This window comes from Pseudidiomarina woesei, from assembly GCF_001418345.1.
GTDB classification, from domain to species: Bacteria; Pseudomonadota; Gammaproteobacteria; order Enterobacterales; family Alteromonadaceae; genus Pseudidiomarina; species Pseudidiomarina woesei.
In genome coordinates, this window is record NZ_LIPW01000004.1 from 112,272 (window position 1) to 136,864 (window position 24,593).

Sequence of the window (24,593 nt, forward strand, 5' to 3'; positions counted from 1 at the left end):
GCCATGACCGGCGAACAGGCTATTGCCGGGCTTTTTTATTCCCACGCGGAAATAACACCTCAACGGGCAAAGTATCGTCCGGCGTTAAGCCTTTGGTTTCTGGCAAAGGATTACCAAGCCCGTCCAGCACTTCATGTGGCGGATACATAGACATACCCACAATCCAGCCATTTGGCAGCGTGCGTACTGTGGTAGGGGCAAATGCCCCTCGAGTATGTTGCCCTTGCAGCACAAAGCCTCGCAGCCGTAACCCATGAGCCAAATGTTCTGCAGCACTGGCTGTTACTTCAGTGACCAGAACCTTACCGCGTTGATGTAGTCGGCTTAAGTCTGGCCGCCGTTGTTCGTTCACCTTATGCCCCGAAATTATTGCCAATGGCTCATCTTTTGGGACTAAACTCTGCGCCAACTGACTTGCGAACAACAAACTGCCGCCTTCGTTGTAGCGCAAGTCAATTATCAACTTTGGTGCTGCGCCCTTTACCTGCGCTACACGCTGCAAGTCTTCAGCAATTGAATGCAACGCTCGCTGCAAACAACGTTGACCGTTTTCACTATAACTGGCTTCGGGTGTAAAACGGTGCAAGCGCAACACACCAAGGTAATAGTCACCAGTGCTTAACAGCCCCCACCACAACGCCTGCTCACAGCCAGAATACAAGTCACTCGCCGTTAATTGGCGCAGTAAATCGCGCCGCGATAGCTCGCGTTGCGCCTCGCCCACCGCAAAATTGGTCACACGATAATAGCGCTCAAGCTCACGCGACAATAAATACGCATGTTCGTCGTTGCTGTCTGCGAGTAGTTCTGACAACAGCTCAAACAACCCCAAGCTGCTGGCTAGGTCAGACTGATTTTGGCTATCGAGCACAGTGGCCTGATAACGCCATTTTAGTAGCGCTGAATGAGAAATGCCGTGATGAAACTGGTGCAGGGTGTCTACCAAGGTATCAACCGCCACTACCGCGCTTGATTCGACACTACGTTCACATAACTTTGGCAAAAGTGGCTCTCGGGTAAAGGTTACGGGCAGGCCATCCGATAGGCGCTTAAACACAAGCGTTTGAAAACCCGCCCCCATCCATTCATGCTGCCCTGCGTTCGCCGCCGGACTAAATACGCTTGGCATTAGCCCGGCTGGCGCCAACCAGCAGTTGGTTGGGGTAAATTGGTAGCGGCTAACAATATTGTCATCGACAACTAAGTAACTCTGGTAACGCGACGACCAATAGACGCCGTCTTGCAGGGTTAACTGCGCCCCACCATAACGGTGCCCGCTACAACCGGCCCCAACCAATAAGCAACTTAAAACAATCGCTATTATTCTGGCGTTCACACTCACCACTCTAAATTAGCACAGACCTTTGGGCGCTATTAGGACTCAGGTGGCTCGTCCAATAAATGCCAAAGATGACGATTGTGCTTTTGCACAATATTATTTTTTACCCACTGGTATTTATCATAACGCAGATATTCAGGTGGTGGCGCAAAATAGCAATTGCCGTAGGAAATAAACGTGTTTGGCGTGCCGTGAATACAGCGCTTAGCGTAAGGTCCCGGAATAATCCAGACTTTAAAAAGCTTTTCATGCGCGCCTGGATACACAGCATCTAAAACTTGCACAATGTCGTCAAAATTTGGATGTAATGAATGGGTTGCATACATCCATGCCATCAAATCTGTCAGTTCGTTAAATGATAAGTCAGAGCCTGCGCGTACACCTTCTGCTCCGCCGGTTGCGCTCTGAATTGCATTACGTTGAGCGGCTTTACTCGCGGCGCTAACAAAGGCTCCAACAAAAGGAATGGCTTCACTCCCCAAATCTTGACTCGCAGCGAGTAACGATGCTGCTGAACCGCCCAATGCACCGGCAATTTGCCCACTTCGGTGAGCGTTCACCCACTCAGCTAGCACGCCATCAGAGGTAAACGGCACCATATAATTTCCGGAGTTATCGGGAATAGGTGTCGGTGCAATGATTTCCCATGGGTATGCATGTCTACGGTCATTGTTTAGTTCAGTAGTTCCACAACTAACTAAAAATGGCATCAGTAATACGATGCAAATTAACGGCTTTATCATTTTTTGGTTAGCCCTTATAAATAGCGGTCATAAAGCATTTGCAGGGTGGCTTGAGCTGCTAGCTCACCTTGTTCAGCCCAAAGTTCTGGGGTTTCTTCAATAATCTCGTAGCCGCCAGCTTGAGCGCTTACACCAGCCATTTGCCGCGGCCGCTCGGCGCTATAGCCCCCTCGACGCCCTCGATATTCCAGCATTCCCTGCGGAATTGGTACACGCTCGTCCGCCAACAATGTCGCGTCTTCAAGCGACGTCATGGTAATGTGATAACCAATAGGTTCGTAATTGAGTTTATTCTCACGATAGGGCATCACTTCAAGAATTAAACTTGTATGCTTGCGCAGCATATCCATTTCTAGCCGCTGGTTATCGTCTTGTGGATTACGATTGGTTTGGGCACGAATTTCTGAGTCGAGCAGGCGCATAGCAACCGCACGGTTAACCAAGCGAACACCATAACGCATGAGCATACTTTGATAGCCGCGTTGGTATTCGTCCCATTGCTCGTTGGTTAGCATGCCAGACCGCTTAGACGGCGCATAGCCACGCTGCTCAACACCAACTTGAACACTCTGCGATTCGGGCACAAAAGTACCTTGGGTTCCAGTTGCCTGCGCGTTAACACTAACGCGACGTTGCATGTGCCATTCAGACACCATACCGCTGAAAGGTTCGCCAACTAACATCACCAACTTCGGCCGCCCAGCCTTTTCGTAGGCGGCTTTGAAGGTGGCTTCGTCAACTGTTACTAAGCTTGTGGACTGCTGTTCAGCTGCACGTGCACGGTCAAAATACGAATCAGTCAGCATCGGTTGAGCCGGTGCATCCTGAGCCTGTGCATCGCTACTTAAAAGCAGAATAGCGGCTGCACATAAAGTGGATACAGGAACGGCTTTCATATTAACGCCCTTCTCGAAGTTCAACTAGAAAGTATTCAGCTTGGCTATTTAATGAGGTTTCTTTGTAAATTGCCGTGCCGTTGGCTGGTACATAAACGCGCCGCCACATAGACTCATCCATTAGTGGTGCTTGATTGGCGTCAAAAAACAATGCTTTTCCTTCAATTTGCAGATCATAATCTGTGCGGTTGCGTATCATGGTCCACACTTCAAGCTGTCCCGTTGCGGTGTTACTCATACCACTGCGATCAAGCGTCACCTTCACCGTATTACTGACTTTTTCACCAAATATGGTCTTGGTAATGTCGGTGCGGTTGAGGTTGTGATCAATAAATACAATTGTATTCAATTCGTTGGTGATAGTGCGCTGCACAGGGTTAGCACCGGTATAACCGTTTTGTGTGGTTGTTCCACAGGCTGCTAACGTCAACACCAGTGCAGAGGCCAAAGCTAATCTTGTTTTCATTGTGGGTCCCTTTTTATTGTTATCGAGCCCGAGAGCTATGCCAAATTAAGTGGTTACCCTTGGCGTCTTGGTAATGCCGAAACACGCCCGACTTCACTGCCACTGGGTTACCGTCTACGTCTGAATATTGCGCTTGCCACGCACTCACATTATTCGGGTTTGCTCGCATAGTTGCGCTGTGAACGGCGTCAGGCAGGCGCGACCAATACCGAATGTCTGCACGCGGTTTTACGTTGGCCGACAACGCCATACTCGCAACACCAATTAGCGCGAGCGTATTGCCTACTTGGCCACTACTACCACCGAGCGCTGGCGAGAACACGCGCGCTGTCACGCCAAGTTGGGCCAAGTCACGACCGAAATCTGCGGTGTTATTCGCAAACGAAGCCTTGCCTTCAATAATTTTGTCAACCGGCCGACCGCCTCGCGAGGTGGCTTGCCAATACACGCTTTCTACCGGCTGCAAAGACAGCTCTTGACCACCGGCATTCACACTTACGTGTTTTTCGGTAAAGTTTTTACCCGGCCGAAACACCAACTCGTAATGCCCCATACCGTCAGCCAGCTTGCGCGGCGAATAGCCGGTTTCGGCAATGATCAATACATTGTCGTCTGCACTAGGAATGGGAAAATCAGGGCGTAACGTCAGCAGCTCCGCATAAGCTTCTTCAGCCAATACTGGGCTACCCATTTTTTGCGCTGACCAGCCAGCAAGTAGCAACATCACGGCAAAGTCACTGCGGTTCTGTTCTTCTTCGGCGAAGGCATCCTGCATTAAGCCACTGACAAAGCTAGCGCGGGCGTTATCATATTGGCCATCTATAAGGTAAATTAGGCCGCGATAGTAGTACGCCATAGCGCGCTCATAGGGCTCGCCTTTAAAGTCTTTGCGGCCCTCTTCATGCCATAAACTGCGGGCTTTGGTAGCATTTTCATTGTCAGCGTATACCGTTTCTATCACTTCTAGGGCGGCGTCAAAGTTCTCACGAGCTAAATCAATGTCACCGCGGTAAAACGCTGCGGTGCCAATTTCCATGCGATTGAGTACTTCGTTGCGCTTGCCTTCTTGAAATAGCTTACGATACAGCGGCTGTGCATAACCTGGCTGGCCGGCAATCGCATCTTGTTCTTGTTGATTCAGTGCTAGCGGTTGGTACTGCGTTGGCCCAGTGCTCATGCACCCAGCCAACGCCAACACCAAAGCTGCACTAGCGATACATGATGTCGTCTTGTGCAGATTTCTTAAATTCATACATGCCACTCCAAACATAAGTTCCTAGCTCGAGGTCAACCAGCTCAAAGGTTATCTGGTGATAACGTGAGCGTTCTTGACTTTGTGCATCCATGGCATCTAGTGACATGATACGACCAACAAGACGGAAATCGGCGCCGGCAGTGGCTTGGGTTGAACGTATAGTGCCACCGTCAACCACGCCCATGCGTTTTAAGTCACGCTCCTTTTCAACCATATCTGCGTACTCACGCCCAACGAAAGTTAGGCGCCCGTTGGCAGCGCGGTTAAGGTTAATGCGGAGTCGGTCGGTGAGCATGTTTTTATTAATACGTGAGGAGCTTTCGTTGGTGAAGTATTGGCTGTCAATAATAATGCGCGGCGATACTTCTCTATTCATGAGCTGCGGGTTGCTTAACATGTCGCGCATCATTTGGTCGGTAACCGCCATAATGTCTTGCGACTCCACCCCAACACCCTGAACTTTCCCTGGTGAGCGCGTGTCTTCATAAACCGTGGCTCGCCCTGCACTATTGTCTATGGTAGATGTACTTTGGCAGCCGGCAAGCACTAAGGTGCTTGCGGCTACGGTCAATAAAAAATATTTCATAGCAAAGACCTGTTATTTGTTAGGCGTGAACTTAATACCCACTGCGCGCTGATGCAGCATACAAAGCTTGGGTATAGACGGTTTTCAGTTCAGGGTAAATTGCCATGGCTGACTCAAGCGCATCTTGATAGTGAGGGTGCGCAGAGTGAGTGACATACATCCAGACTGACAATTCTTCGAGGCTATTAAAGGAAATATCTGAAGTACCTCGAATAACTTCCTCGCCGCCAGCGGCTTCAAGCGCTATTTCACGGCCCACGGTATTACCGATTTCTTGACCTAGCCAACCACCAAAAAATGGAATGTTTTCAGCCAATTTTTGACCGGCATAAGCACCTGCCATGCCACCAATTGCGGCACCCATTTCGGCATTGCGAGCGTTATTCACCCACTCAGCAAGCACACCGTCTGAGGTGTACGGGCTCATGAATTGACCGCCATTGCTCTCAATCGGCGGTGGTGCGGTTAACTGATAAGGTTGCGCTAATTGGGGGCTATAAGCGCAGGCAGAAAGAAGTAGGGCAATAAATGCAAGGAATAAGAGTTTGATTGTATTCATGAGAGCTCTCCGATGAGCTGATGTTTGTTGTTATTTTTGCGATCGATCAATAATTAATCGATGATGTAAAGATTATGCAAAGATCGATTTAGCGCAAGTCGAATTTATAACATTTATTATAAACCCATGAATAACCAACAAAAAAAGAGCGCTTAAAGCGCTCTTTTGGTTTTATTCCGTATTCTCTTCAGGCTAGGGATGACCTCTCGATAGCTCGAAAATCTCTGCTCAAGCGGCAATTACTCCATTTCAAACACCATTTGCACCATACGACCCGTCGCAACCGTTGGTTTGCCATCTTTGATATATGGGGCATAACGCCATTGCTTCACTGCTTCTATCGAAACATTTGCAAGCGCTTTATAAGCGGATTCGATAATTTCGATGTTCTCAACCATGCCGATAGCATTAATATCGAACTTCATGGTGACTTTACCGCCCCGTTCAAGGCTTGCCAGCGACGATGGGTATTTGGGGTTAACCCGATAAAGAGGCTGCGGCTCTCGCTCTTCGCCAATACCATAACCAAGGTTTGCTATGGCCACGCAATGTTCCGTCGCTTCATCACTACGACCGAGTTTCTCAAGATGATTCACCAAACGAGCATGACTGACATATTTGGGATAGCTTAAGTTACGCGGTACCTTTTCAACTGCAGTTAGTTTTTGGAAATTTGCTACGGCCTGCTCGACCTCTCCTTTTGCTTCAAGGTAGCGACCAGCATGAAAGCTAGCCAATAGTGTCAACTCATGCTCATCACCAAACTGCTTATTGGCCGCCTCTGCAAACTCAACGAGCTCACTGCTAGCGCGGCTACCTAAGCGAAGCATTTGTGCACCTGCATCAACTTTCTCACGCAGCATGACTTCGGGCTGCGAAGCCATGTTCGCGTCCGCCACGTCAATCAGCTCATAAAAAATGTCTTTAAGTTTATTCATGTCACTTGAGCTGTCACGCGTGCTTAACACCATTTGCAGGGCCCCAATTAATTCAGGTGCGTCCGCTTGATAATGCTGGCGATAAGCTTCCAGTGCGCTATCCGCGAGCTGCTGCGATTCAGCTGAGCGTAAAGTTTCTATGGGAACCAAGTTGAGGTAAGACATTTTTAAATTGGCGGTGTTGATGTTATCTACGCCAAAATATTTTTCGCCAGTTTGGTAACTTTGCTGCGCAAGCTCAACCAGCTTTGACGATTCCGCTTGTTCGTTTAACGCCTGCTGAAATGCGCTATAGGTTTTTTCGAAATTTACTTTATCGCTATCGTTTGCGGCAGCGCTAGTGCTGACAGCGACAATGGCTGCTGCCACCAATAGTTTTTTGATCGTCATGAATTAGCCTTGTTGTTTGTTTTTTTTGTTATTAGCTGAGGCTAGCAGTATTGGTGGTAAAAAAAAAGAGCTCGAATGAGCTCTTTTTAGGGCATTAACGGCGCTTCGCGGCCGACATTAACGGCGCTTCGCGCCACCCAGCATTTCCTGACGGAAAAACGCCGGGCTACAGGTTAATGCTTGGGATGATGTTGGCTTTGGCGGTGGCTTCTGCCTCGCGGAAAGCGTCCATCTGATCGAAGTTCAAGTATTTGTAAACTTCGCCAGCCATTGCGTTAATGTCTTGTGCGTATTCCATGTACTCTGCAGGCGTTGGCAACTTGCCTAAAATTGCGCCTACTGCAGCCAATTCAGCTGAAGTTAAGTACACGTTCGCGCCGTCACCTAAACGGTTCGGGAAGTTACGCGTTGAGGTAGACAATACGGTTGCACCGGCTTCTACGCGTGCTTGGTTACCCATGCACAGTGAACAACCTGGCATTTCGGTACGTACGCCGTTGTTGGCGTAAATATTGTAGTAACCTTCTTCGCGTAATTGCGCTTCGTCCATCTTAGTTGGTGGCGCAATCCACAAACGCGTGTTTAGCTCTTGAGTGTTTTTCTCAAGCAATTTACCAGCTGCGCGGAAGTGACCGATGTTGGTCATGCACGAACCAATGAATACTTCGTCGACCTTGTCGCCAGCTACTTCGCTTAAGAATTTCGCGTCGTCTGGGTCATTCGGGCAACAAACGATTGGCTCTTTAATGTCAGCCAAGTCAATTTCGATAACCGCTGAGTATTCCGCGTCAGCGTCAGCACGCATGAGCTGCGGGTTCGCCAACCACTCTTCCATTTTACGTGCACGACGCTCAAGGGTGCGCGCATCACCGTAGCCTTCGTTGATCATCCAACGCAACATGGTAATGTTTGAACGTAAGTACTCGGCTACAGACTCTTCTGACAAGTTAATTGTACAACCTGCAGCAGAACGTTCAGCTGAAGCATCTGACAATTCAAACGCTTGCTCAACGGTTAAGTGATCCAAGCCTTCAATTTCTAGAATACGGCCTGAGAAGATGTTTTTCTTGCCGCGTTTTTCAACGGTTAGCAAACCTTCTTTAATAGCAAACGCAGGAATAGCATGTACCAAGTCACGTAGCGTGATACCCGGCTGCATTTCGCCTTTAAAGCGCACCAATACTGACTCAGGCATATCGAGTGGCATAACGCCAGTTGCTGCTGCGAAAGCAACCAAACCTGAACCCGCTGGGAACGAAATACCTAATGGGAAACGCGTGTGCGAATCGCCGCCAGTACCTACGGTGTCTGGTAATAACATACGGTTCAACCAGCTGTGGATGATACCGTCGCCTGGGCGCAAGCTCACACCGCCACGGTTCATGATGAAGTCAGGCAAGGTGTGCTGAGTTTCAATATCAACCGGCTTCGGATACGCCGCCGTGTGACAGAACGACTGCATGGTTAAATCAGCTGTAAAACCTAAACAAGCTAAGTCTTTCAGCTCGTCACGAGTCATTGGGCCGGTAGTATCTTGCGAACCTACGGTGGTCATTTTCGGCTCACAATAGGTACCTGGGCGTACGCCTTCCATACCACATGCTTTACCAACCATTTTCTGCGCTAACGTAAAGCCTTTACCGCTGTCTGCTGGTTGCTCAGGCTTCAAGAATAAGTCTGATGGGCCTAAACCTAATGATTCACGCGCTTTTTCAGTCAAACCACGACCAATGATCAAGTTGATACGACCACCGGCACGCACTTCGTCCAGAATAACGCGTGAAGCGTAGTCATATTCAGCAATAACTTCGCCAGCTTCGTTTTCAATTTTACCTGCGTATGGGTAAATAGTGATGACATCACCCATGTTCATTTTTTCAACGTCTGCTTCAAACACTAACGCGCCTGCGTCTTTCATGGTGTTGAAGAAAATTGGCGCCACTTTGCCACCAATACAAATACCGCCAGCACGCTTGTTTGGCGTACCAGGCATATCTTCACCAATGAACCACAACACTGAGTTGGTGGCTGATTTACGCGAAGAACCAGTACCTACTACGTCGCCTACGAAAGCAACTGGGTGGCCTTTTTGCTTCAATTCTTCAATTTGCTTCGCCGCGTCAGTTACGCCTTCGCGAGGCATTTTGTACATAGCTTTGGCGTGCAATGGAATATCAGGGCGCGACCAAGCATCTGGTGCTGGTGACAAGTCGTCGGTGTTGGTTTCGCCGGTGACTTTAAATACTGTCGCTTTAATAGCTTCAGCCATTTCGTCACGGCTAGTAAACCACTCTGCTTCAGCCCAAGACTCAATCACTTCTTTGGCTAGGGCGTTACCGTTTTTCATTTTTTCTTCCACATCGTGGAAGGCATCAAACATTAACAAAGTGTGCTTCAATTCCGCAGCAGCTAGCTCGCCTAACTCAGCGTCATCTAACAACTCAACCAAAGTCACGATGTTATAACCACCGTGCATGTTACCTAACAATGATACCGCAGCATCTTTGCTAATAATTGGGCTATTCGCTTCGCCCTTCACGATAGCTGACAAGAAACCAGCTTTTACGTAGGCCGCTTCGTCAACACCCGGCGGTACACGCTCAGAAATAAGCTCAACCAGGAAGTCTTCTTCGCCGGCTGGTGGGTTTTTCAGTAATTCAACTAAGTCAGCAACTTGCTCTGCTGTCAGTGGTTTTGGCGGAATGCCTTCTGCGGCCCGCTCTTCGACATGCTTACGATATTCTTGCAGCACTGGGTACCCCTTTTGCTGTTGCGGTTAGAAATTTGCGGCGAATTATACGGTTTTTTTGTGAGGAATTAAATTCATACAAGGATATATACGTCAATCTTTGCGATAAATACCGTGAATAAGAGCGAAAACGATATTAGCTATTAGATATCAGATATTAGCAGGATGTGGCGGGTATCTAGGTTTCATCTAATATCTGATATCTAATAGCTGATATCGCACTTGATTTACTATTGGTTACATTTGCGACATAAACCTTTCACACTTGCCGACTATCTTAATAAGTACGAATCTTGATAACCGTTCTGTGGGGGAACTTGTCATGAAAGTACTAACATTAACTACATTGGTTGCCGCAGCCATGATTACTAGCGGTGCAACAGCAGCACAAGCAAATGAAGCGAACCAGGGTAACGGTGCACCTATGCAGGTTTACAGCTATGTCTATTCGCCAGAGCGTGCGGTCGGTAGCTTGTACCATAGCTTCGATGCTGCTGCGCATGATATTTCGCGCCAAGCAGGGGCTTCAGCAAAGGCTGACTCTATCGCCAGCATTAAAGCTGGTTACGACCAACTGAAGCAGCAATTTGCGTACGTTATTTACGTGCCGAAAAAGCCGCAAGGGGAAGAAACTATCGATTGGCGGGGTTTTGCTTAGTTTAGAGTTTTCGTTACAGACTCTTTAAATCGGCGTGGCTATTGCCAGCAGCTAGAAGTGGCACTATAGTATCACTTTGGTTATCAAAGTGAGTGATACCCTCATCATGAAAGTTGAATTAGTCACTAGCCTGAAACGTCGAGCGACAAAAATTTTGGCCGAGCTTCATGAGTCTAAGGAGCCCGTGCTTATTACTGAACATGGGCAACCGTCGGCTTACTTGGTTGACGTGGAAGATTACGAATTTACCCAGCGGCGATTACGACTTCTCGAGGCGATTACGCGTGGCGAGCAAGATATTCTTGAACAACGTACACAAAGCCACGAAGACATCACTAGTGAATTACAAAACAAGATTGCCCGTTGGTCAGAATAAATGGCCGAAATAATATGGACTCTCAACGCCAAAAATGACTTGGTTGGCCTAGCCGATTACATTGCTTTGAACAACCCTAAAGCGGCTGCAAAACTGGTTAACTCAGTTTTAAAACGCATAAGTACACTAACCTTATTTCCTGAGTCAGGTCGTTCCGCACCCGAGCTTCCCAGCTTACCCATTCGTGAGCTTATCGTACCCCCTTGCCGTATATTCTATAAGGTTGCGGACCAGCGTGTTTACATCTTGCACATTATGCGCGAAGAGCAGCAGCTAAGGTTGTTTATGCTTAATTTAGAGTAGCTTCCACGCGCTTGGCAGTTGCGGAATAATTTGCTGCTCTACGTCTGGTTTGAGATGGTTTATCCAGATATTCCGCGGCTGCACGGCAAGTTCGCTGAGTAGTTTATCGCACAAGGCCGGGGTTAGATGGCACGACTGATTCGCAACGTCTTCAAGCTCATTTGGGAAGGAGCACTCAAGAATAATGTCGTCAATGGGCCCCAGCGCGTTCAAGTTGACGACCACACTTTGCGCATAGCCGCTGTCGGCGACAAATACGGTTTGGCGGCCGGTGCGGCGAACGGCGAAACCAAGCGTGGGCACGGTGTGGTAGGTTTTGAAAGGCTCCAGTGTGATATCACCGAACTGAAAAACTTCGCCTGCTTCTATTTCTTGTAACCGCAGTAACGGCTTTTCTTTGCTTGGTAATTCGCGCATATCGGGCCACACAACCCAGTTAAATACGTGCTCGCGAATAGCTTCTAAGGTGTCGTGTGAACCATATACCGTGACCGGTTGTTCAGTACTAGCCACATTAAATAAGTTACCCAACAGCATCGGTAAGCAGCAAATATGATCGCTATGGCTATGGGTTAAAAACACGTGCCGGACTTTTTGCATCTGCTGCAAATTAAGCGCTGTAACACCGGTGCCGACATCAATAAGAATATCATCAGCCACTTGCACGCAAGTACTGCCATTATTGGCACTGACATTGCCGCCTAATCCACCACTGGCACCTAAAAACTTCAGATTCATTTCACTCGCATAACCAACGCGTACATAACGGGAACCACAACCAGGGTTAGCAAGGTTGCGAAGCCTAAACCAAACATAATCACCACGGCCATACTGACAAAGAAGTCGTCGAATAACAATGGAATCATGCCAACAATGGTGGTGGCGGCGGTCATTGTAACTGGGCGGACGCGGCTTACTGAAGCGTCAACTAAGGCATCAATGGCTTGCTTACCAGCACGTAATTCGACACGAATTTGTTCCAGTAACACCACGCCGTTTTTAATGAGCATGCCCGATAGGCTTAAAAAACCAAGCAATGCCATAAAGCCAAATGGTTGATTGGTAACCCACAAACCTAGGGTCACGCCAATAACGCTCAACGGCACCGTGGTCCACAAAACACCGGCTTGGCGAATGGAGCTAAACAGCAACACGGTAATGATAAACATGACCAAAAATGCTAAGGGTAAGGCTTCGAAAACGGCTCCGGTAGCTTTCTTCGATGCTTCAAACTCACCGCCCCAGGTTAGTTCATAGCCTGCAGGTAACGAGATTGCTTCAATGGCTGGCCGTATGCGCGCCAGTACCATGGCTGGCGTTTCTTCACCAAAAATATCGTGATCGGCCATCACGGTAAGTGTTCGTTTTCGGTCACGGCGAACAATTAAGTTGTCTTCCGCTAGCAGTTGCATATCACTGACCACTTGGCCCAGCGGCACGTGTCGTTGCAGTGCGTTGCTGTATACCGGCAGCTCGCGCCAGTTTTCAAGGTCACTACGCTCATCGGCAGGGGCCCGCAAGACAATGGGTAGCAAGTCGGTGCCATCGCGATAAACGCCCACGCTCTGCCCCGTGAAATTACGTTTTAAGACATCATCAACGTCGGCTTTAGTGATTCCTAAACGACGCGCGGCAGCTTCATTGAAAACCGGCTGCAGTACCTTGCTACGTTGCCGCCAATTGTCGCGCAAATTGTGAATGCCCGAGTCGGCGGCCATAATCTCGCGTGCTTGTTCAGCCAACTTGCGCAGTACCACAGGGTCTGGGCCACTAAAACGTGCTTCAATTTTCGCTGCTTGGGTAGGCCCCATTTCCAGCGGCTTCATTTTGTATTCAACATCAGGCTGTTGAGTTTTAAGAAACTGTTCAAAGTCTTGCAGCACTAGCTGCAGCTGTTCTGTCGTGTCTGCTCTAAGAATAATCTGGGCATAACTTTCGTACGACTTTTCAACCATATAGGTCAGTGTAAACCGCGGCGCACCTTGCCCAACCGTGCTTGCCACATAAGCGACGCCATGCTCTGCTTCTCGCTGTAACAAATAGTGTTCAAGTTGGCGAACTTGCTGACTCGTCGCACGAATATCCGTACCTTGCGGGTACCATAAGTCAACAAATGCCATTGGGGTGGTACTCGGTGGGAAAAAGCTCTGCTTGACGGTGGTAAAGCCATAGCCGGCAATGACCAATAAGCCAAGCATGACCGCCAACGTGGTTTTGCGCCAACGCAAAAAGCCCTGTAATAACCGACGGTAGCCGCGAAATACCCAGTGGTTATAAACATGATCGTCGTCTTCAGGTTGCTCACGTGCTGAACGAGCGCGGGCGTCTTTACGAAATAGAATATTCCCCAAAAACGGCGTTAGGGTTATGGCTGTGAACCAGCTTAGCAACAGCGATATCAACAACACCCAGAACAAAGAATTGGCATATTCACCGCTGGCATCACGCGACAGCCCAATGGGCGCAAAGGCAATCACTGCAATAGCGGTCGCGCCAAGTAATGGCCATATATTTTGCTGTACCACGTCGCTAGCGGCCTGTATCCGAGACAATCCGCGTCGCACGCCAACTAACATACCTTCGGCAATGACAATGGCATTATCGACAAGCATACCTAACGCGATAATTAGTGCGCCAAGCGATACGCGCTGCAGTTGAATGTCCATAAGGTACATGAATATAAAACTACCGAGCACGGTCACTAGCAGCACACTACCTATGAGTACCCCCGAGCGTAGGCCCATGGTCAGCAATAGTGCAATAACTACAATGACCACAGCTTCGGCAAGGTTGATTAAGAAGTTACTTACCGAGTGCGCCACTTCACTGGGTTGATCATAAATTTTATCAATGTGCATGCCCACGGGCTGCACATAGCGCAGCTCTTCCAGCCGCTGCATAACTCGCTCGCCCACGTCAACCACGTTCACACCTTCGGCAAAAGACAGCGCCAGCCATAGTGACTCTTGGCCGTTGTAGCGCACTAAATGGGTGGGAATATCTTGGTACTGACGCGACACCGTGGCAACGTCGCGCAAAAGAATACGCTCTTGTGCACCGGGGTTGCTAATCATAAGGTTTGCTAACTCATCAACGCTTTTAAATTCACCGGTGGTTTGTAGCCGAATACGTTCACGACCAATTTGTACGCGGCCTGCATCGCTGACGACATTTTGGGTTTGCAGTAAATTAACCACTTGTTGCGGTGCAATTCCAAAGTTAGCTAGTTTTTCTCGTGAAACCTCAACAACGACTTGTTCGTTCTGCTTGCCAGACACCATTACTTTGCCAACGCCTTTTACCAGCACCAGCTCGCGCCGCAAGTAGTCGGTGTAGTCAGATATATCTTGGTAACTGTAACCCTCGCCACTAATGGCAAATGTCATGCCGTACACATCAGCGAAGTCGTCTTTGACCATTGGCTCACTGCTGCCAGGCGGCAGCTGTGCACGGGTATCGTTAACTTTACGTCGCAGCTCGTCCCACACTTGCGGCATTTGGTGCTTGCGCAAGGTGCTGTGCATTTCAATCATAATTTGGCTTAAGCCAGGCTTAGATACCGAGGTAATGTGGTCCACGTAGCTTAGCTCTTGAATAGCGTTTTCAAGACGATACGTCACCTCTTCTTCCACTTGTTGTGCGCTAGCGCCTGGGTACTGGGTAATTACCATCGCTTGCTTGAGTGTAAACTCCGGATCTTCCAAGCGACCAATTTGCTGTAACGCGACCAGGCCACCTAAAAGGAGTATCAGCAGCAACATCCAACTGGTGGTGGTGCGCTTCATACTAAAGCGCGCAATATTTAACATTACAGGCCTCGCTCCTTCACCCACTCGCGAACTTGCTGGCCGTTTTGCAAGGCATGCACCCCTGCCGCCACAATGCGCTCACCGGCAGTTAGGCCGCTGGATATTTCAACACCGTCGTTGGTTAGTGCCAGCACTGTCACTTGGCGGCGCTGCACGGTTTCGCTTTGCGCGTCAAATACCCAAACAAAATGGCCCTGCTCTGGGCTTTCGGAAGGCGGCGAAAATAGTGCCGATGTTGGCACTACTAAACTATGTTCTGCGCGCTGCGATACCGCACTCGCGTCAACGGCTACCACCGCTGACATACCGGGTAATACATTCAAATTTGCCGGAGTGGGCAGCGTAAACACCACTTTATAGGTGTTAGTGGCAGGGTCTGCGGTGCTGTCCCATTCTTTTAATGTTGCTTTGAAACGCTGTTCGGGCGCAGCTGCAAAAATAACATCTGGTTGATAGTCCAATTGACGTTGCACCCGCGCAAATAACCCTTCTGGCACCTGAATACTTACGTCAATGGCATTGCCCATTTGCAAGGTTGCAATAGGTCGCTGCGGTTGAACCGTTTCGAAACGCTCGACAAATACATGCGCAACGGTGCCGGCAAACGGTGCGCGCAATTCGGTGTAGCGCACATTGGCGCGGGCGGTTTCTAAGTTGGCTCGGGCCACGTCTAAATTTGATTTCACTTCGTCAAATTGTTGCGGTGAAATAACGCCTTGCTCAACCAAGTTTTTGGTACGGCTGAACTGTGCTTGTGCCAGTTCAAAACGGGCTTGGGCTTGGTCTAGCACCAATTGGTAATCGGTAGGGTCAAGTTTGGCAATTAAGTCGCCTTGGGCGACATCGTTCCCCGCTTTAACCGGAAACGCGCTAATTTCACCACCCACGCGAAACGCTAATTGCGCCACTTGGGCAGCTTCAACCACCGCCGGGAAAGTACGCATACGTTCGCCCGCGTTATCGCGCACGGTATACAGCTTCACCGGCTGCACCAGCGGTTCTTTGACCTGTTGCGCGGTCTCTGGTGAACACCCAGCCAACACCGTTAGCGCCAATACCATAACCGTAATACGCATATTTCCCCCAAACACCGAACAGTGCGCAGCACGAATAACAGCGTCGCGCACGAATAACGAATAACGAATAACGAATAACGAATAACGCTTTGTATTCTAGCTCGTTAAATATAAAATAATACTTAATTAAAATTTAATAGATATTAAGAATACCTTAACAAACATGAAGATTCAGCAACTGCAAATGCTCAACGCATTAAGTGAAACCGGTACCTTGCAAGGTGCGGCCGATACCTTGCATCGTACGCAATCTGCGGTGAGTATGGCCTTGAAAAAGCTTGAAGACGAGGCCGGATTTCCGCTGTTTGACCGCGAGGGCTATCGCTTAAAGCTGACTGCTTATGGTGAACAATTTTTGCGCCAAGCGCGTGAAGTGTTGCGTCAACAACAGCGTTTACAGTCGTTAACGCAACAGTTGCGTGAAGGCGCCGAGCCGATGCTGCGCATTGCCTACGACCACACCTGTGCGCCAAGCAGTTTGTTTGCAGCCATGCGCACGGTGCAAGCGCGCTACCCGACGACCGATTTGTTACTGAACGGCGAAAGCCAATTACGGGCGTTGCGCGCGGTGCGTGAGGGTGACGCCGACATTGCCCTGACCCCATGGTTGCCCGTATTTCGTCAGCATGGCGATTTTGAAACCAAGCTGGTACGGCCGTTTGAGTTGCTAGTGGTTTTGGCGCCTGCGTTAGTGCGAGAATTCGGTATGCCGAAGCAGCGGCGCGATTTACTTGATATTCCCATGCTAATGCCACAAAACCAAGATATTGGCATTAACCTTGATCAAATGATACGTATGCCCGGCCAGCAACGCATTCGGGCTAATGACTCGATAGCGCAGCGTGAGTTGCTCGTAGCGGGTATGGGCTGGGGCATTGTGCCGGCTGATATTGTTGGCGATGAACTCAGTCGTGGCGACTTAGTATTGATAGAAATTCCCGATTTTATCAACCAAGTACACTTAGAAATTCATATCGTTAGGTCAGCCGAGCGCATTGCTGGCCCGGCCGCCCAACTTATCTGGAACTATTTTTCTTGAGCTTTCAGCTTACGTTGCCAGTACAGCCAGTACACAGCAGGTAACACATATAAGCTCAATAACGGTGCTAAAATCATACCACCAATCATCGGAGCGGCAATACGCTGCATGACTTCACTACCGGTACCTTCGGTAAGCATAATTGGCAGCAAACCGGCAATAATCGTAACGACCGTCATGGCTTTCGGGCGCACACGCTGCACAGCCCCTTCCATAATGGCATCATGCAATGTAGTTAGCGACCGCTTACTTACGTCGCGCCACGCGTTGTTTAGATAAAGTAACATTACGACTCCAAACTCAGCGGCAACGCCGGCCAAGGCGATCATGCCCACGGCGACAGCAATCGACATATTAAAGCCCAGCGCCCAGATGTACCAAAGGCTACCCGCTAGCGCTAATGGTAACGTAGCCATAATCAGCACCGCTTGCTTAAGAGAACGGAACGTGAAGTACAGCAAAATAAGAATTATCGCCAAGGTAACCGGCACTACCTCAAGCATTTTTTGCTGCACGCGCTGCATTGACTCATACTGCCCTGACCATGTCACGCTGTAACGTGGTGGTAGCTTATAGTCGGCAACAATGGGCTCGGCCGCTGCTAATGCGTCACCTATCGGTACGTTCGCGGCCACATCAACAAATACCCAGCCGGTCGGTCGCGCATTTTCACTACGGATCATCGCTGGGCCATCGGTTACACGTATGTCGGCTACTTGCGAAAGTGTTACCCAAGCACCGTCACGGCTAATTATCGGTAGCTGTTGCAGTTGCTTAACGTGGTTACGTTGCGCGCGCGGATAGCGCAGTGTTATGGGATAGCGTTCGGTACCTTCTACGGTTTCCGCAATTTCGGCACCCCCAATGGCAAACTGAATCACCCGCTGGATATCGGTTTGACTTAAACCATAACGTGCAGCTTGTGCCAACTGTGGCCGAATTTCAATATACCGCCCTGCAGCTGGTCGCTCAGCAAATACCGAGCTAATGCCTGCAACCCCTTGTAACGCCTGCTCTAAGTCAGCTCCTATGCGCTGAATTTCAGCAAGATCTGGGCCGGCTATTTTTAGCCCTAACGGCGTTTTAAGACCCGTTGACAGCATGTCGATGCGGGTTTTAATAGGTTGCACCCAAGCATTGGTAATGCCCGGTACGCGCACGGTTGCATCAAGTTCGGCAATAATGTCATTAATGGTTACACCTTCACGCCATTCTGACTGTGGCTTTAACTGAATAGTGGTTTCCAACATGGTCAGTGGTGCCGGATCAGTCGCGGTGTCAGCCCGGCCAGATTTACCAAACACGGTAAGCACTTCTGGCACTTGCTTAATCAACCGATCGGTACGCTGCACTAAATCTGACGCGGCCTGTGGGCTTATACCTGGCAGCGTTGTTGGCATATACAACAAATCACCTTCTTGCATGCTTGGCATAAACTCACTGCCCATTTTTTGGAGGGGGTAGTAAGCACTAACTGCCACTAGAAGCGCCACAAGAATGGTTGCTTTAGGCCATTTCATCACCACATCGAGCGTCGGCTTATACACCGCAATCAGCAAGCGCGTAATTGGGTTTTTCTGCTCGCTAATAATCTTGCCGCGCACAAAGTACCCCATTAAAACTGGTACTAGCGTAACAGCCAACAACGCAGCCGCTGCCATAGCAAAGGTTTTGGTGTAGGCCAACGGCGCAAACAGCCGCCCTTCCTGTTGTTCAAGCGCAAATACCGGCACAAAGCTGAGGGTAATAATCAACAGTGATAAAAACAATGCTGGCCCTACTTCGCTGGCCGCTTTACTCATTACTTGCCAGTGCTCGGCACCCATAGGTGCATGGCCATGTTGCTCACGATAGCGTTCAAGATGTTTATGGGCGTTTTCCACCATCACAATGGCGGCATCAACCAGGGCGCCAATGGCAATAGCAATACCGCCTAGGCTCATAATGTTGGCGTTAATGCCCATTGCGCGCATCACCATAAAACTAATAAGCACCGCAAGCGGCAAAGTGACAATGGCCACTAACGATGAACGCACGTGCAGCAAAAACAACACGGTTACGAGCGCAACAAACGCCATTTCTTCTATCAATTTGGTGGTGAGGTTGTCCACCGCGTTGTTTATTAGCCCAGAGCGGTCATACACCGGCGTTATTTCTACCCCAGCAGGCAGGCCCTGTTGCAAGGTTTTAAGCTTGTCTTTTACGCGTTCAATGGTGGCCAGTGCGTTTTCGCCATGGCGCATTACCACAATGCCGCCAACCACTTCACCTTCACCATTGAGTTCCGCAATACCACGCCGGCTTACCGGGCCACGGCGCACTGTTGCTACGTCGCTTAAGGTAATTGCGGCGCCCGCCTCGCTGCGGACACTTAACGGTAAATTGCGTAAATCATCTAATGACTGAATGTAGCCGGTGCCGCGCACCATGTATTCGGCTTCCGCCATTTCAACAATGCCACCACCCACTTCGGTATTGGCGGTTTGAATGGCGCTTTGCACTTGCTCAAGCGTTAACCCATATGCAAGTAACCGCTGTGGCTCTAGCACCACTTGATACGCTTGCACCATGCCTCCAACAGTAGCGACTTCTGACACGCCGCTTACGCTCTGCAGTTCTTGTTTTAAGAACCAGTTCTGTAAGCTAGTCAGCTCGCCTAAGTTGTGGCCGCCACTGCGATCGGTTAATACGTACTGGAACACCCAGCCAACACCGCTGGCATCTGGTCCTAAGGCTGGCGTTAAACCTGCCGGTAGTTGCGATTGTGCTTGGCTTAAATACTCCAAAACGCGGCTACGGGCCCAGTAAATATCAGTGCCATCTTCAAACAAAATATACAGGTACGAGTCACCGAAAAACGAGTAACCACGCACATCGGTTGCGCCGGGTACCGCCAACATCGCATTGGCTAATGGCCAAGTTACTTGCTCTTCAACTAATTGCGGCGCTTGGCCGGGGTAACTGGTTTTAACAATTACCTGTACATCGGATAAATCGGGTATAGCGTCCAACGGGGTAGTGGTCATGGCACGCCAGCCAAACCATGCGGCGAGCACTGCCGCAAACAGCACGAGCATGCGATTACGCAGCGAGGCATTAATGATGTGCGTGAGCATCGGCTGCCTCCTCTGGTTGGTTCGTCGCTTTACGCTGTAGTCGGTTACCTTGCAATGTGGCCTCAGAGTCAAGCAAGAACTGTCCTGCAACGACAACCCGCTCACCCGCTTCTAAACCGTGTAAAATCTCGGCTTGTTCGCCAACCACCAAACCTACATGCACTGGGCGCTGTTCAAAGTCGCCAGCGGCGTTTTGTACAATCACGCGATTATCATTGCCGGTTACGATTAAACTGCTAAGCGGTACCACCAACGCTTCACGTTTGGGGCCTCCGTACAAGTCCACACTGGCTTGCATGCCAACCCGTAGCTGCTGGCCAACATCGCTATTGGGTAGGCGGACCCGTACGCGTTGCGTGCGCGCCACTGGATCAAGCTCTGGGTAAATATAATCAATGGTGGTTTCGTAGGCGTTCAAACCCGCTTGTGGCAAGGTAATATCTACTGGTGCACCCTGAGTTACCCAGTCACTGTAGCGCTCGGGTATATCGGCGATCAGCCAAAAACTATCGGTGCCGATTAGGGTCATCATCGCTAATCCGGGTTCAACATACATTCCCTCGGCAATCGTTAGCTCGGTGACTACACCGGCATGGGCAGCAAATACGGGTACGCGGTACAAAATAGTTTGGGTTTGCTCAAGCTGCTTAATCAGTTGCGGTGCAAAACCAAGTAGCTCCAAACGCAACTTCGCGTCACGCAATAAACGACTATTGGCGCCACTATTTAGGGCCTGCAGAAAATCTTGCTGTGCTACCACGAGCTCTCGGCTATAAATTTCATACAACTTGTCGCCTTGCTTAACCTGCTGTCCTTCGCTGCGCACGTGCAATTGCTCAACCCAGCCAGCTGCACGTGAATGTATATGCTGCTGCGCATTCTCGTTCCATTGCACCGTACCGATGGTGGGGTAATACCGCCATAGCGTGTCATACGCTGCAGCAGCGGTTTGAATACCAAGGTTTTGTTGCATTTGACCACTTACTGCCACATTAACTTGCTCGGCACGCTGCTGGGGCTCTAGGTCCATACCGCAAATTGGGCATGTGCCGGGCTCGTCACTGACAATGTGGCTGTGCATTGGGCACACGTATTCAACGGCTTGTTCAGCACTTTTTTCAGTGCTGTGTTCGGCGTCATGCTCTAGGTGAAACTCTTGCGCATGCACTAACGGGTGCGTATTTGGCATGATCAGTACAATGCCAATAATGATCAAAAACAGTCGAGCGAATTTCATAATGAATACCTACCTTTAAATTAAACATCGCGAACGCATGGGTTCGCCGTACAGCGGTTTAATTAGGCAGACATTGGGGGACGAATTTGGCTTTCCTGACGAGATAACGGAACGCCGTGGCTATGCGGCCACTGCGTTAGGGGGTGATATTGCGTGGGTAGCTGAATTAGCGCAATAAGCCCACTGGCTGACGAGCTACAATGGTGCTGACAATCGCCACAGCTGTTGTCACACTGCTGGTGCGCAGCTTGACTGAAATTAGCTTGCTGTTCGGTATCACAGCAGTCGTGGTTTGCCATCATAGCTGAATCATCGTGCATGGCATGCATTGCGTGCATGTCATTTGAACTATCGGCAGTTGGCATAGCAGAAGCTGCCGACCCCGAAAACGGCGCCAGCAACAGACTTACAATAACCAATAGCTTTATCAATATGTTCATGGTCTCGATTATAAACCCACTTCTGGGCAAAATGCCAGAAGTGGGTTTTGTTTTAGCAAATGCACTTTACCAAATGCACTTTACCAGATAGTAACGCGCTCTTCTGGTGGTAAGTACAAATCGTCACCTGGCTTGACATCAAAGGCTTCATAGAAGGCCGGGATGTTCACTACGGTGCCATTGACGCGGTAATCGGCTGGCGAATGTGGATCACTCAACACTTGGTTGCGAACAAACTCGTCGCGAGACTTGTTTTTCCACACTTGTGCCCAGCCTAAAAACACCCGTTGTTCACCGGTGTAGCCATCCATCACTGGCGACTCTTTGCCGTTGAGTGAATTCACGTAGGCACGGTAAGCAATGGTTAAACCAGCCAAGTCACCAATGTTTTCACCTAGGGTTAATTTACCGTTTATAAACGTTTCTGGAATAACTTCGTAGCTGTCGTACTGCGCGGCCAACTGTGCACCACGCGCGTCAAAGGCTTCGCGGTCGCCGTCTGTCCACCAGCTGTTCAAGTTTCCGTCACCGTCGTATTTAGAACCTTGGTCGTCAAAACCATGGCCCAATTCGTGGCCGATAACCGCACCGATACCGCCGTAGTTCACAGCGTCTTCTGCTTCCATATCAAAGAATGGCGGTTGCAAAATGCCAGCTGGGAACACAATTTCGTTACGCACTGGGCTGTAATAGGCGTTAACGGTTTGCGGTGTCATGCCCCAGTCTTCTTCTTTTACTGGCTGGCCGATTTCTGAAATCATTTCTTGGTAATCAAACGCATAAGAACGCTTAATGTTTTCTACCAAGTTATCGTCAGTAACGACTAAATCAGAATAATCACGCCATTCACTCGGGTAACCTACGTATGGCGTAAACTTGCCAAGTTTTTCAAGTGCTTTTTGTTTGGTCTCTTCAGACATCCACTCAAGCTCTTTAATAGACTCACCGTAAGCCACAATCAAGTTGTCAACCAACTCTTCCATGCGCGCTTTCGCTGCTGGCGGGAAGTACTCAGCCACATACAACTGACCTAACACTTCGCCCAATGCGCGGTCGGTCGCGTCTACACCACGCTTCCAGCGCGGCTCTTGCTCTGGCGTACCGCGCAATACCTTGCCGTAGAAGGCAAAGTTGCGATCATTAATTTCTTCAGTAAGCACAGAAGCGAAGCGGTTTACAGTACGCAGCGTCATGTAGTGCTTCCATGTTTCAACGCTAACGTCGTCAAACATGTCACCAAAAGTTTCGAAATAACTCAACTGCGACACAACGTATTCGTCCGCGCCATCGATGCCGGTAATTTTGGCGTAGGTTTCAAAATCAAAGCTACCCATTAACTGTTTTAGTTCTTCAGGCGACTTCGGATTATAGGTCGCTTCAGCATCACGGCTTTGTACGCGGCTCCAATGCGCTTGTGCAATTTTAGTTTCTAACTCTAAAATGGCGTCTGCAGCAGCTTCCGCTTGCTCGTAATCCACCATCGCTAAAATATCTTTAATATAGTCTTTATATTGCGCGCGAATTTCGACGAACTTTTCTTCGTCTTTCAGGTAATAGTCACGATCTGGCAGGCTTAACCCTGACTGACCAAAATACAACGCGTTGTAATCTGGGTTTTTCTTGTCGCCATAAACGTAGAAACCAAATGGCCCGCTTACGCCCAACTTCGCTAATTCTGCAAAACGAGCTGCCACATCAGCGTGAGTCTCAACTTGCGCAATGGCTTGCAAGTCTGCAGCAATTGGCGTGTAGCCTAAGCTGTTAAGTTTCTCAACATCCATGAAACTGTTGAAGAAATCACCGATTTTTTGCGAATTTGTGCCCGCTTCTGCTTGCTCTGCGGCGGCTGTTTCAATCAACGTGCGTAAACGCTCTTGATTGCGCTCACGCAACTCGAGAAACGAACCGATACGTGACTTGTCTGCTGGCATTTCAGTGTTGTCATACCATGTGCCGTTAACAAATTGGAACAAGTCGTCTTGGGGGCGCACTTCGGTGTTGAAGGCATCAAGGCGCAAGCCCGAAGTAAGCTGTTGCTGCTCTTGTTGAGCTTGGGTGTTTTGTTGTTCAGCCTGTTGTGGTGAGCACGCAGCCACACCTAACGCGAGCGCAACGCTCAGCGCAATTGTACTTACCTTATTCATATGTTCCCCGTTTTAAATTAATGACCTATTACTTCGTCGGTAAATAGGTACTCTTTAAGCTCTTCATCAAAAACTTTGTCACGGCGCCGTATCCACTCTAGGGTCATGGCTGCGTGTTCTTTTTCTTCATCGCGATTGTGAATTAAAATTTTTTTTAATTCTTCGTCTTTGCAGACATCAATGCGTTGGTTATACCAATCAACTGCTTCAAGTTCTTCCATTAACGAAATAATTGCCCGGTGCATGTCGCGGGTTTCGTCAGACAATAATTCGTACGGCTCGTGATACCCTTCGTTGGCCATAACTGCCTCCGTTGTTGTATGCGTGAATTGTCAGTGATTGTTGTCAGTACCCTTCTACCATATGCCATGCGCTAATTGTTCACAACATAAATGCTGTGCTAAGCGCCGCATGAGAGGGATTTTTTGTCGCAAAATGTTACTGAATGAGCATAAAAAAACCCCGTGATGTGTG

21 protein-coding genes are annotated in these 24,593 nt (G+C 49.3%); 4 read left to right on the forward strand and 17 right to left on the reverse strand.

Translation table 11 applies throughout. The features are described from left to right. Window positions 1–19: 19 nt before the first annotated feature. From ASC40_RS07820 to acnB, 9 genes are all read right to left on the reverse strand, one after another. On the reverse strand, window positions 20–1,336 hold the full coding sequence (locus ASC40_RS07820) for a S41 family peptidase (RefSeq protein ID WP_055439246.1): 1,317 nt from the start codon (window positions 1,334–1,336) through the stop codon (window positions 20–22). Window positions 1,337–1,374: 38 nt separating this feature from the next. Then, complete coding sequence (locus tag ASC40_RS07825; RefSeq protein WP_141656130.1) at window positions 1,375–2,082, reverse strand: hypothetical protein; 708 nt, start codon at window positions 2,080–2,082, stop codon at window positions 1,375–1,377. A gap of 14 nt (window positions 2,083–2,096) precedes the next feature. After that, window positions 2,097–2,978: a hypothetical protein gene (locus ASC40_RS07830; RefSeq protein WP_055439248.1), complete on the reverse strand. Its 882-nt coding sequence runs from the start codon at window positions 2,976–2,978 to the stop codon at window positions 2,097–2,099. Between the two features lies 1 nt (window position 2,979). Continuing rightward, window positions 2,980–3,444 (reverse strand): putative periplasmic lipoprotein, encoded by a 465-nt coding sequence (locus ASC40_RS07835; protein ID WP_055439249.1) that lies wholly within the window; start codon window positions 3,442–3,444, stop codon window positions 2,980–2,982. A 19-nt stretch (window positions 3,445–3,463) separates the two neighbouring features. Next, window positions 3,464–4,696 carry a tetratricopeptide repeat protein gene (locus ASC40_RS07840; RefSeq protein WP_072243419.1) on the reverse strand — a complete coding sequence of 411 codons (1,233 nt, stop codon included), beginning with the start codon at window positions 4,694–4,696 and terminating at the stop codon, window positions 3,464–3,466. Continuing rightward, complete coding sequence (locus tag ASC40_RS07845) at window positions 4,653–5,285, reverse strand: penicillin-binding protein activator LpoB (RefSeq protein WP_055439251.1); 633 nt, start codon at window positions 5,283–5,285, stop codon at window positions 4,653–4,655. Before ASC40_RS07845 ends, ASC40_RS07840 begins: the two co-directional genes overlap by 44 nt. Before the next feature lie 31 nt (window positions 5,286–5,316). Beyond that, window positions 5,317–5,844: a hypothetical protein gene (locus ASC40_RS07850; RefSeq protein ID WP_055439252.1), complete on the reverse strand. Its 528-nt coding sequence runs from the start codon at window positions 5,842–5,844 to the stop codon at window positions 5,317–5,319. Between the two features lie 239 nt (window positions 5,845–6,083). Then, entirely contained in the window at window positions 6,084–7,172 is a 1,089-nt protein-coding gene (locus tag ASC40_RS07855; protein ID WP_055439253.1) for an energy transducer TonB, read from the reverse strand. Window positions 7,173–7,338: 166 nt separating this feature from the next. After that, complete coding sequence (acnB, locus tag ASC40_RS07860) at window positions 7,339–9,924, reverse strand: bifunctional aconitate hydratase 2/2-methylisocitrate dehydratase (protein ID WP_055439254.1); 2,586 nt, start codon at window positions 9,922–9,924, stop codon at window positions 7,339–7,341. Between the two features lie 319 nt (window positions 9,925–10,243). Here acnB and ASC40_RS07865 point away from each other — a divergent pair, with 319 nt between their 5' ends. From ASC40_RS07865 to ASC40_RS07875, 3 genes are all read left to right on the forward strand, one after another. Then, window positions 10,244–10,579, forward strand: coding sequence for a hypothetical protein (locus tag ASC40_RS07865; RefSeq protein WP_055439255.1), 336 nt, complete (start codon window positions 10,244–10,246; stop codon window positions 10,577–10,579). Between the two features lie 106 nt (window positions 10,580–10,685). Continuing rightward, on the forward strand, window positions 10,686–10,955 hold the full coding sequence (locus tag ASC40_RS07870) for a type II toxin-antitoxin system Phd/YefM family antitoxin (protein ID WP_055439256.1): 270 nt from the start codon (window positions 10,686–10,688) through the stop codon (window positions 10,953–10,955). Then, window positions 10,956–11,258 carry a type II toxin-antitoxin system RelE/ParE family toxin gene (locus tag ASC40_RS07875; protein ID WP_055439257.1) on the forward strand — a complete coding sequence of 101 codons (303 nt, stop codon included), beginning with the start codon at window positions 10,956–10,958 and terminating at the stop codon, window positions 11,256–11,258. It begins immediately after the preceding gene. Here the strand turns inward: ASC40_RS07875 and ASC40_RS07880 are convergent. Genes ASC40_RS07880 through ASC40_RS07890 form a run of 3 tightly spaced genes read right to left on the reverse strand, consistent with a single transcriptional unit; the run spans window position 11,250 to window position 16,143 of the window. After that, window positions 11,250–11,996, reverse strand: coding sequence for a 3',5'-cyclic-nucleotide phosphodiesterase (locus tag ASC40_RS07880; RefSeq protein ID WP_055439258.1), 747 nt, complete (start codon window positions 11,994–11,996; stop codon window positions 11,250–11,252). The two genes, ASC40_RS07875 and ASC40_RS07880, sit on opposite strands and share 9 nt — an antisense overlap. Continuing rightward, window positions 11,993–15,067 carry an efflux RND transporter permease subunit gene (locus ASC40_RS07885; RefSeq protein WP_055439259.1) on the reverse strand — a complete coding sequence of 1,025 codons (3,075 nt, stop codon included), beginning with the start codon at window positions 15,065–15,067 and terminating at the stop codon, window positions 11,993–11,995. Before ASC40_RS07885 ends, ASC40_RS07880 begins: the two co-directional genes overlap by 4 nt. Further along, complete coding sequence (locus ASC40_RS07890; protein WP_055439260.1) at window positions 15,067–16,143, reverse strand: efflux RND transporter periplasmic adaptor subunit; 1,077 nt, start codon at window positions 16,141–16,143, stop codon at window positions 15,067–15,069. Before ASC40_RS07890 ends, ASC40_RS07885 begins: the two co-directional genes overlap by 1 nt. Before the next feature lie 163 nt (window positions 16,144–16,306). On the opposite strand from ASC40_RS07890, the gene ASC40_RS07895 reads away from it, so the two are divergent. Further along, on the forward strand, window positions 16,307–17,182 hold the full coding sequence (locus ASC40_RS07895) for a LysR family transcriptional regulator (RefSeq protein WP_055439261.1): 876 nt from the start codon (window positions 16,307–16,309) through the stop codon (window positions 17,180–17,182). On the opposite strand, the gene ASC40_RS07900 is transcribed toward ASC40_RS07895, so the two are convergent. The 5 genes from ASC40_RS07900 to ASC40_RS07920 all read right to left on the reverse strand — a co-directional run bounded on the left by ASC40_RS07900 (window position 17,170) and on the right by ASC40_RS07920 (window position 24,421). Continuing rightward, window positions 17,170–20,298 carry an efflux RND transporter permease subunit gene (locus ASC40_RS07900; RefSeq protein ID WP_055439262.1) on the reverse strand — a complete coding sequence of 1,043 codons (3,129 nt, stop codon included), beginning with the start codon at window positions 20,296–20,298 and terminating at the stop codon, window positions 17,170–17,172. The genes ASC40_RS07895 and ASC40_RS07900 overlap by 13 nt on opposite strands. Next, window positions 20,279–21,535, reverse strand: a complete 1,257-nt coding sequence (locus ASC40_RS07905; protein ID WP_055439263.1) for an efflux RND transporter periplasmic adaptor subunit — start codon at window positions 21,533–21,535, stop codon at window positions 20,279–20,281. The genes ASC40_RS07900 and ASC40_RS07905 overlap by 20 nt, the downstream gene beginning before the upstream one ends. Window positions 21,536–21,597: 62 nt before the next feature. Further along, window positions 21,598–21,975 carry a hypothetical protein gene (locus tag ASC40_RS07910; RefSeq protein ID WP_055439264.1) on the reverse strand — a complete coding sequence of 126 codons (378 nt, stop codon included), beginning with the start codon at window positions 21,973–21,975 and terminating at the stop codon, window positions 21,598–21,600. Between the two features lie 80 nt (window positions 21,976–22,055). Beyond that, window positions 22,056–24,119, reverse strand: coding sequence for a M13 family metallopeptidase (locus tag ASC40_RS07915; protein WP_055439265.1), 2,064 nt, complete (start codon window positions 24,117–24,119; stop codon window positions 22,056–22,058). Between the two features lie 17 nt (window positions 24,120–24,136). Continuing rightward, window positions 24,137–24,421 carry an encapsulin-associated ferritin-like protein gene (locus tag ASC40_RS07920; RefSeq protein ID WP_055439266.1) on the reverse strand — a complete coding sequence of 95 codons (285 nt, stop codon included), beginning with the start codon at window positions 24,419–24,421 and terminating at the stop codon, window positions 24,137–24,139. Between the last annotated feature and the right edge of the window lie 172 nt (window positions 24,422–24,593).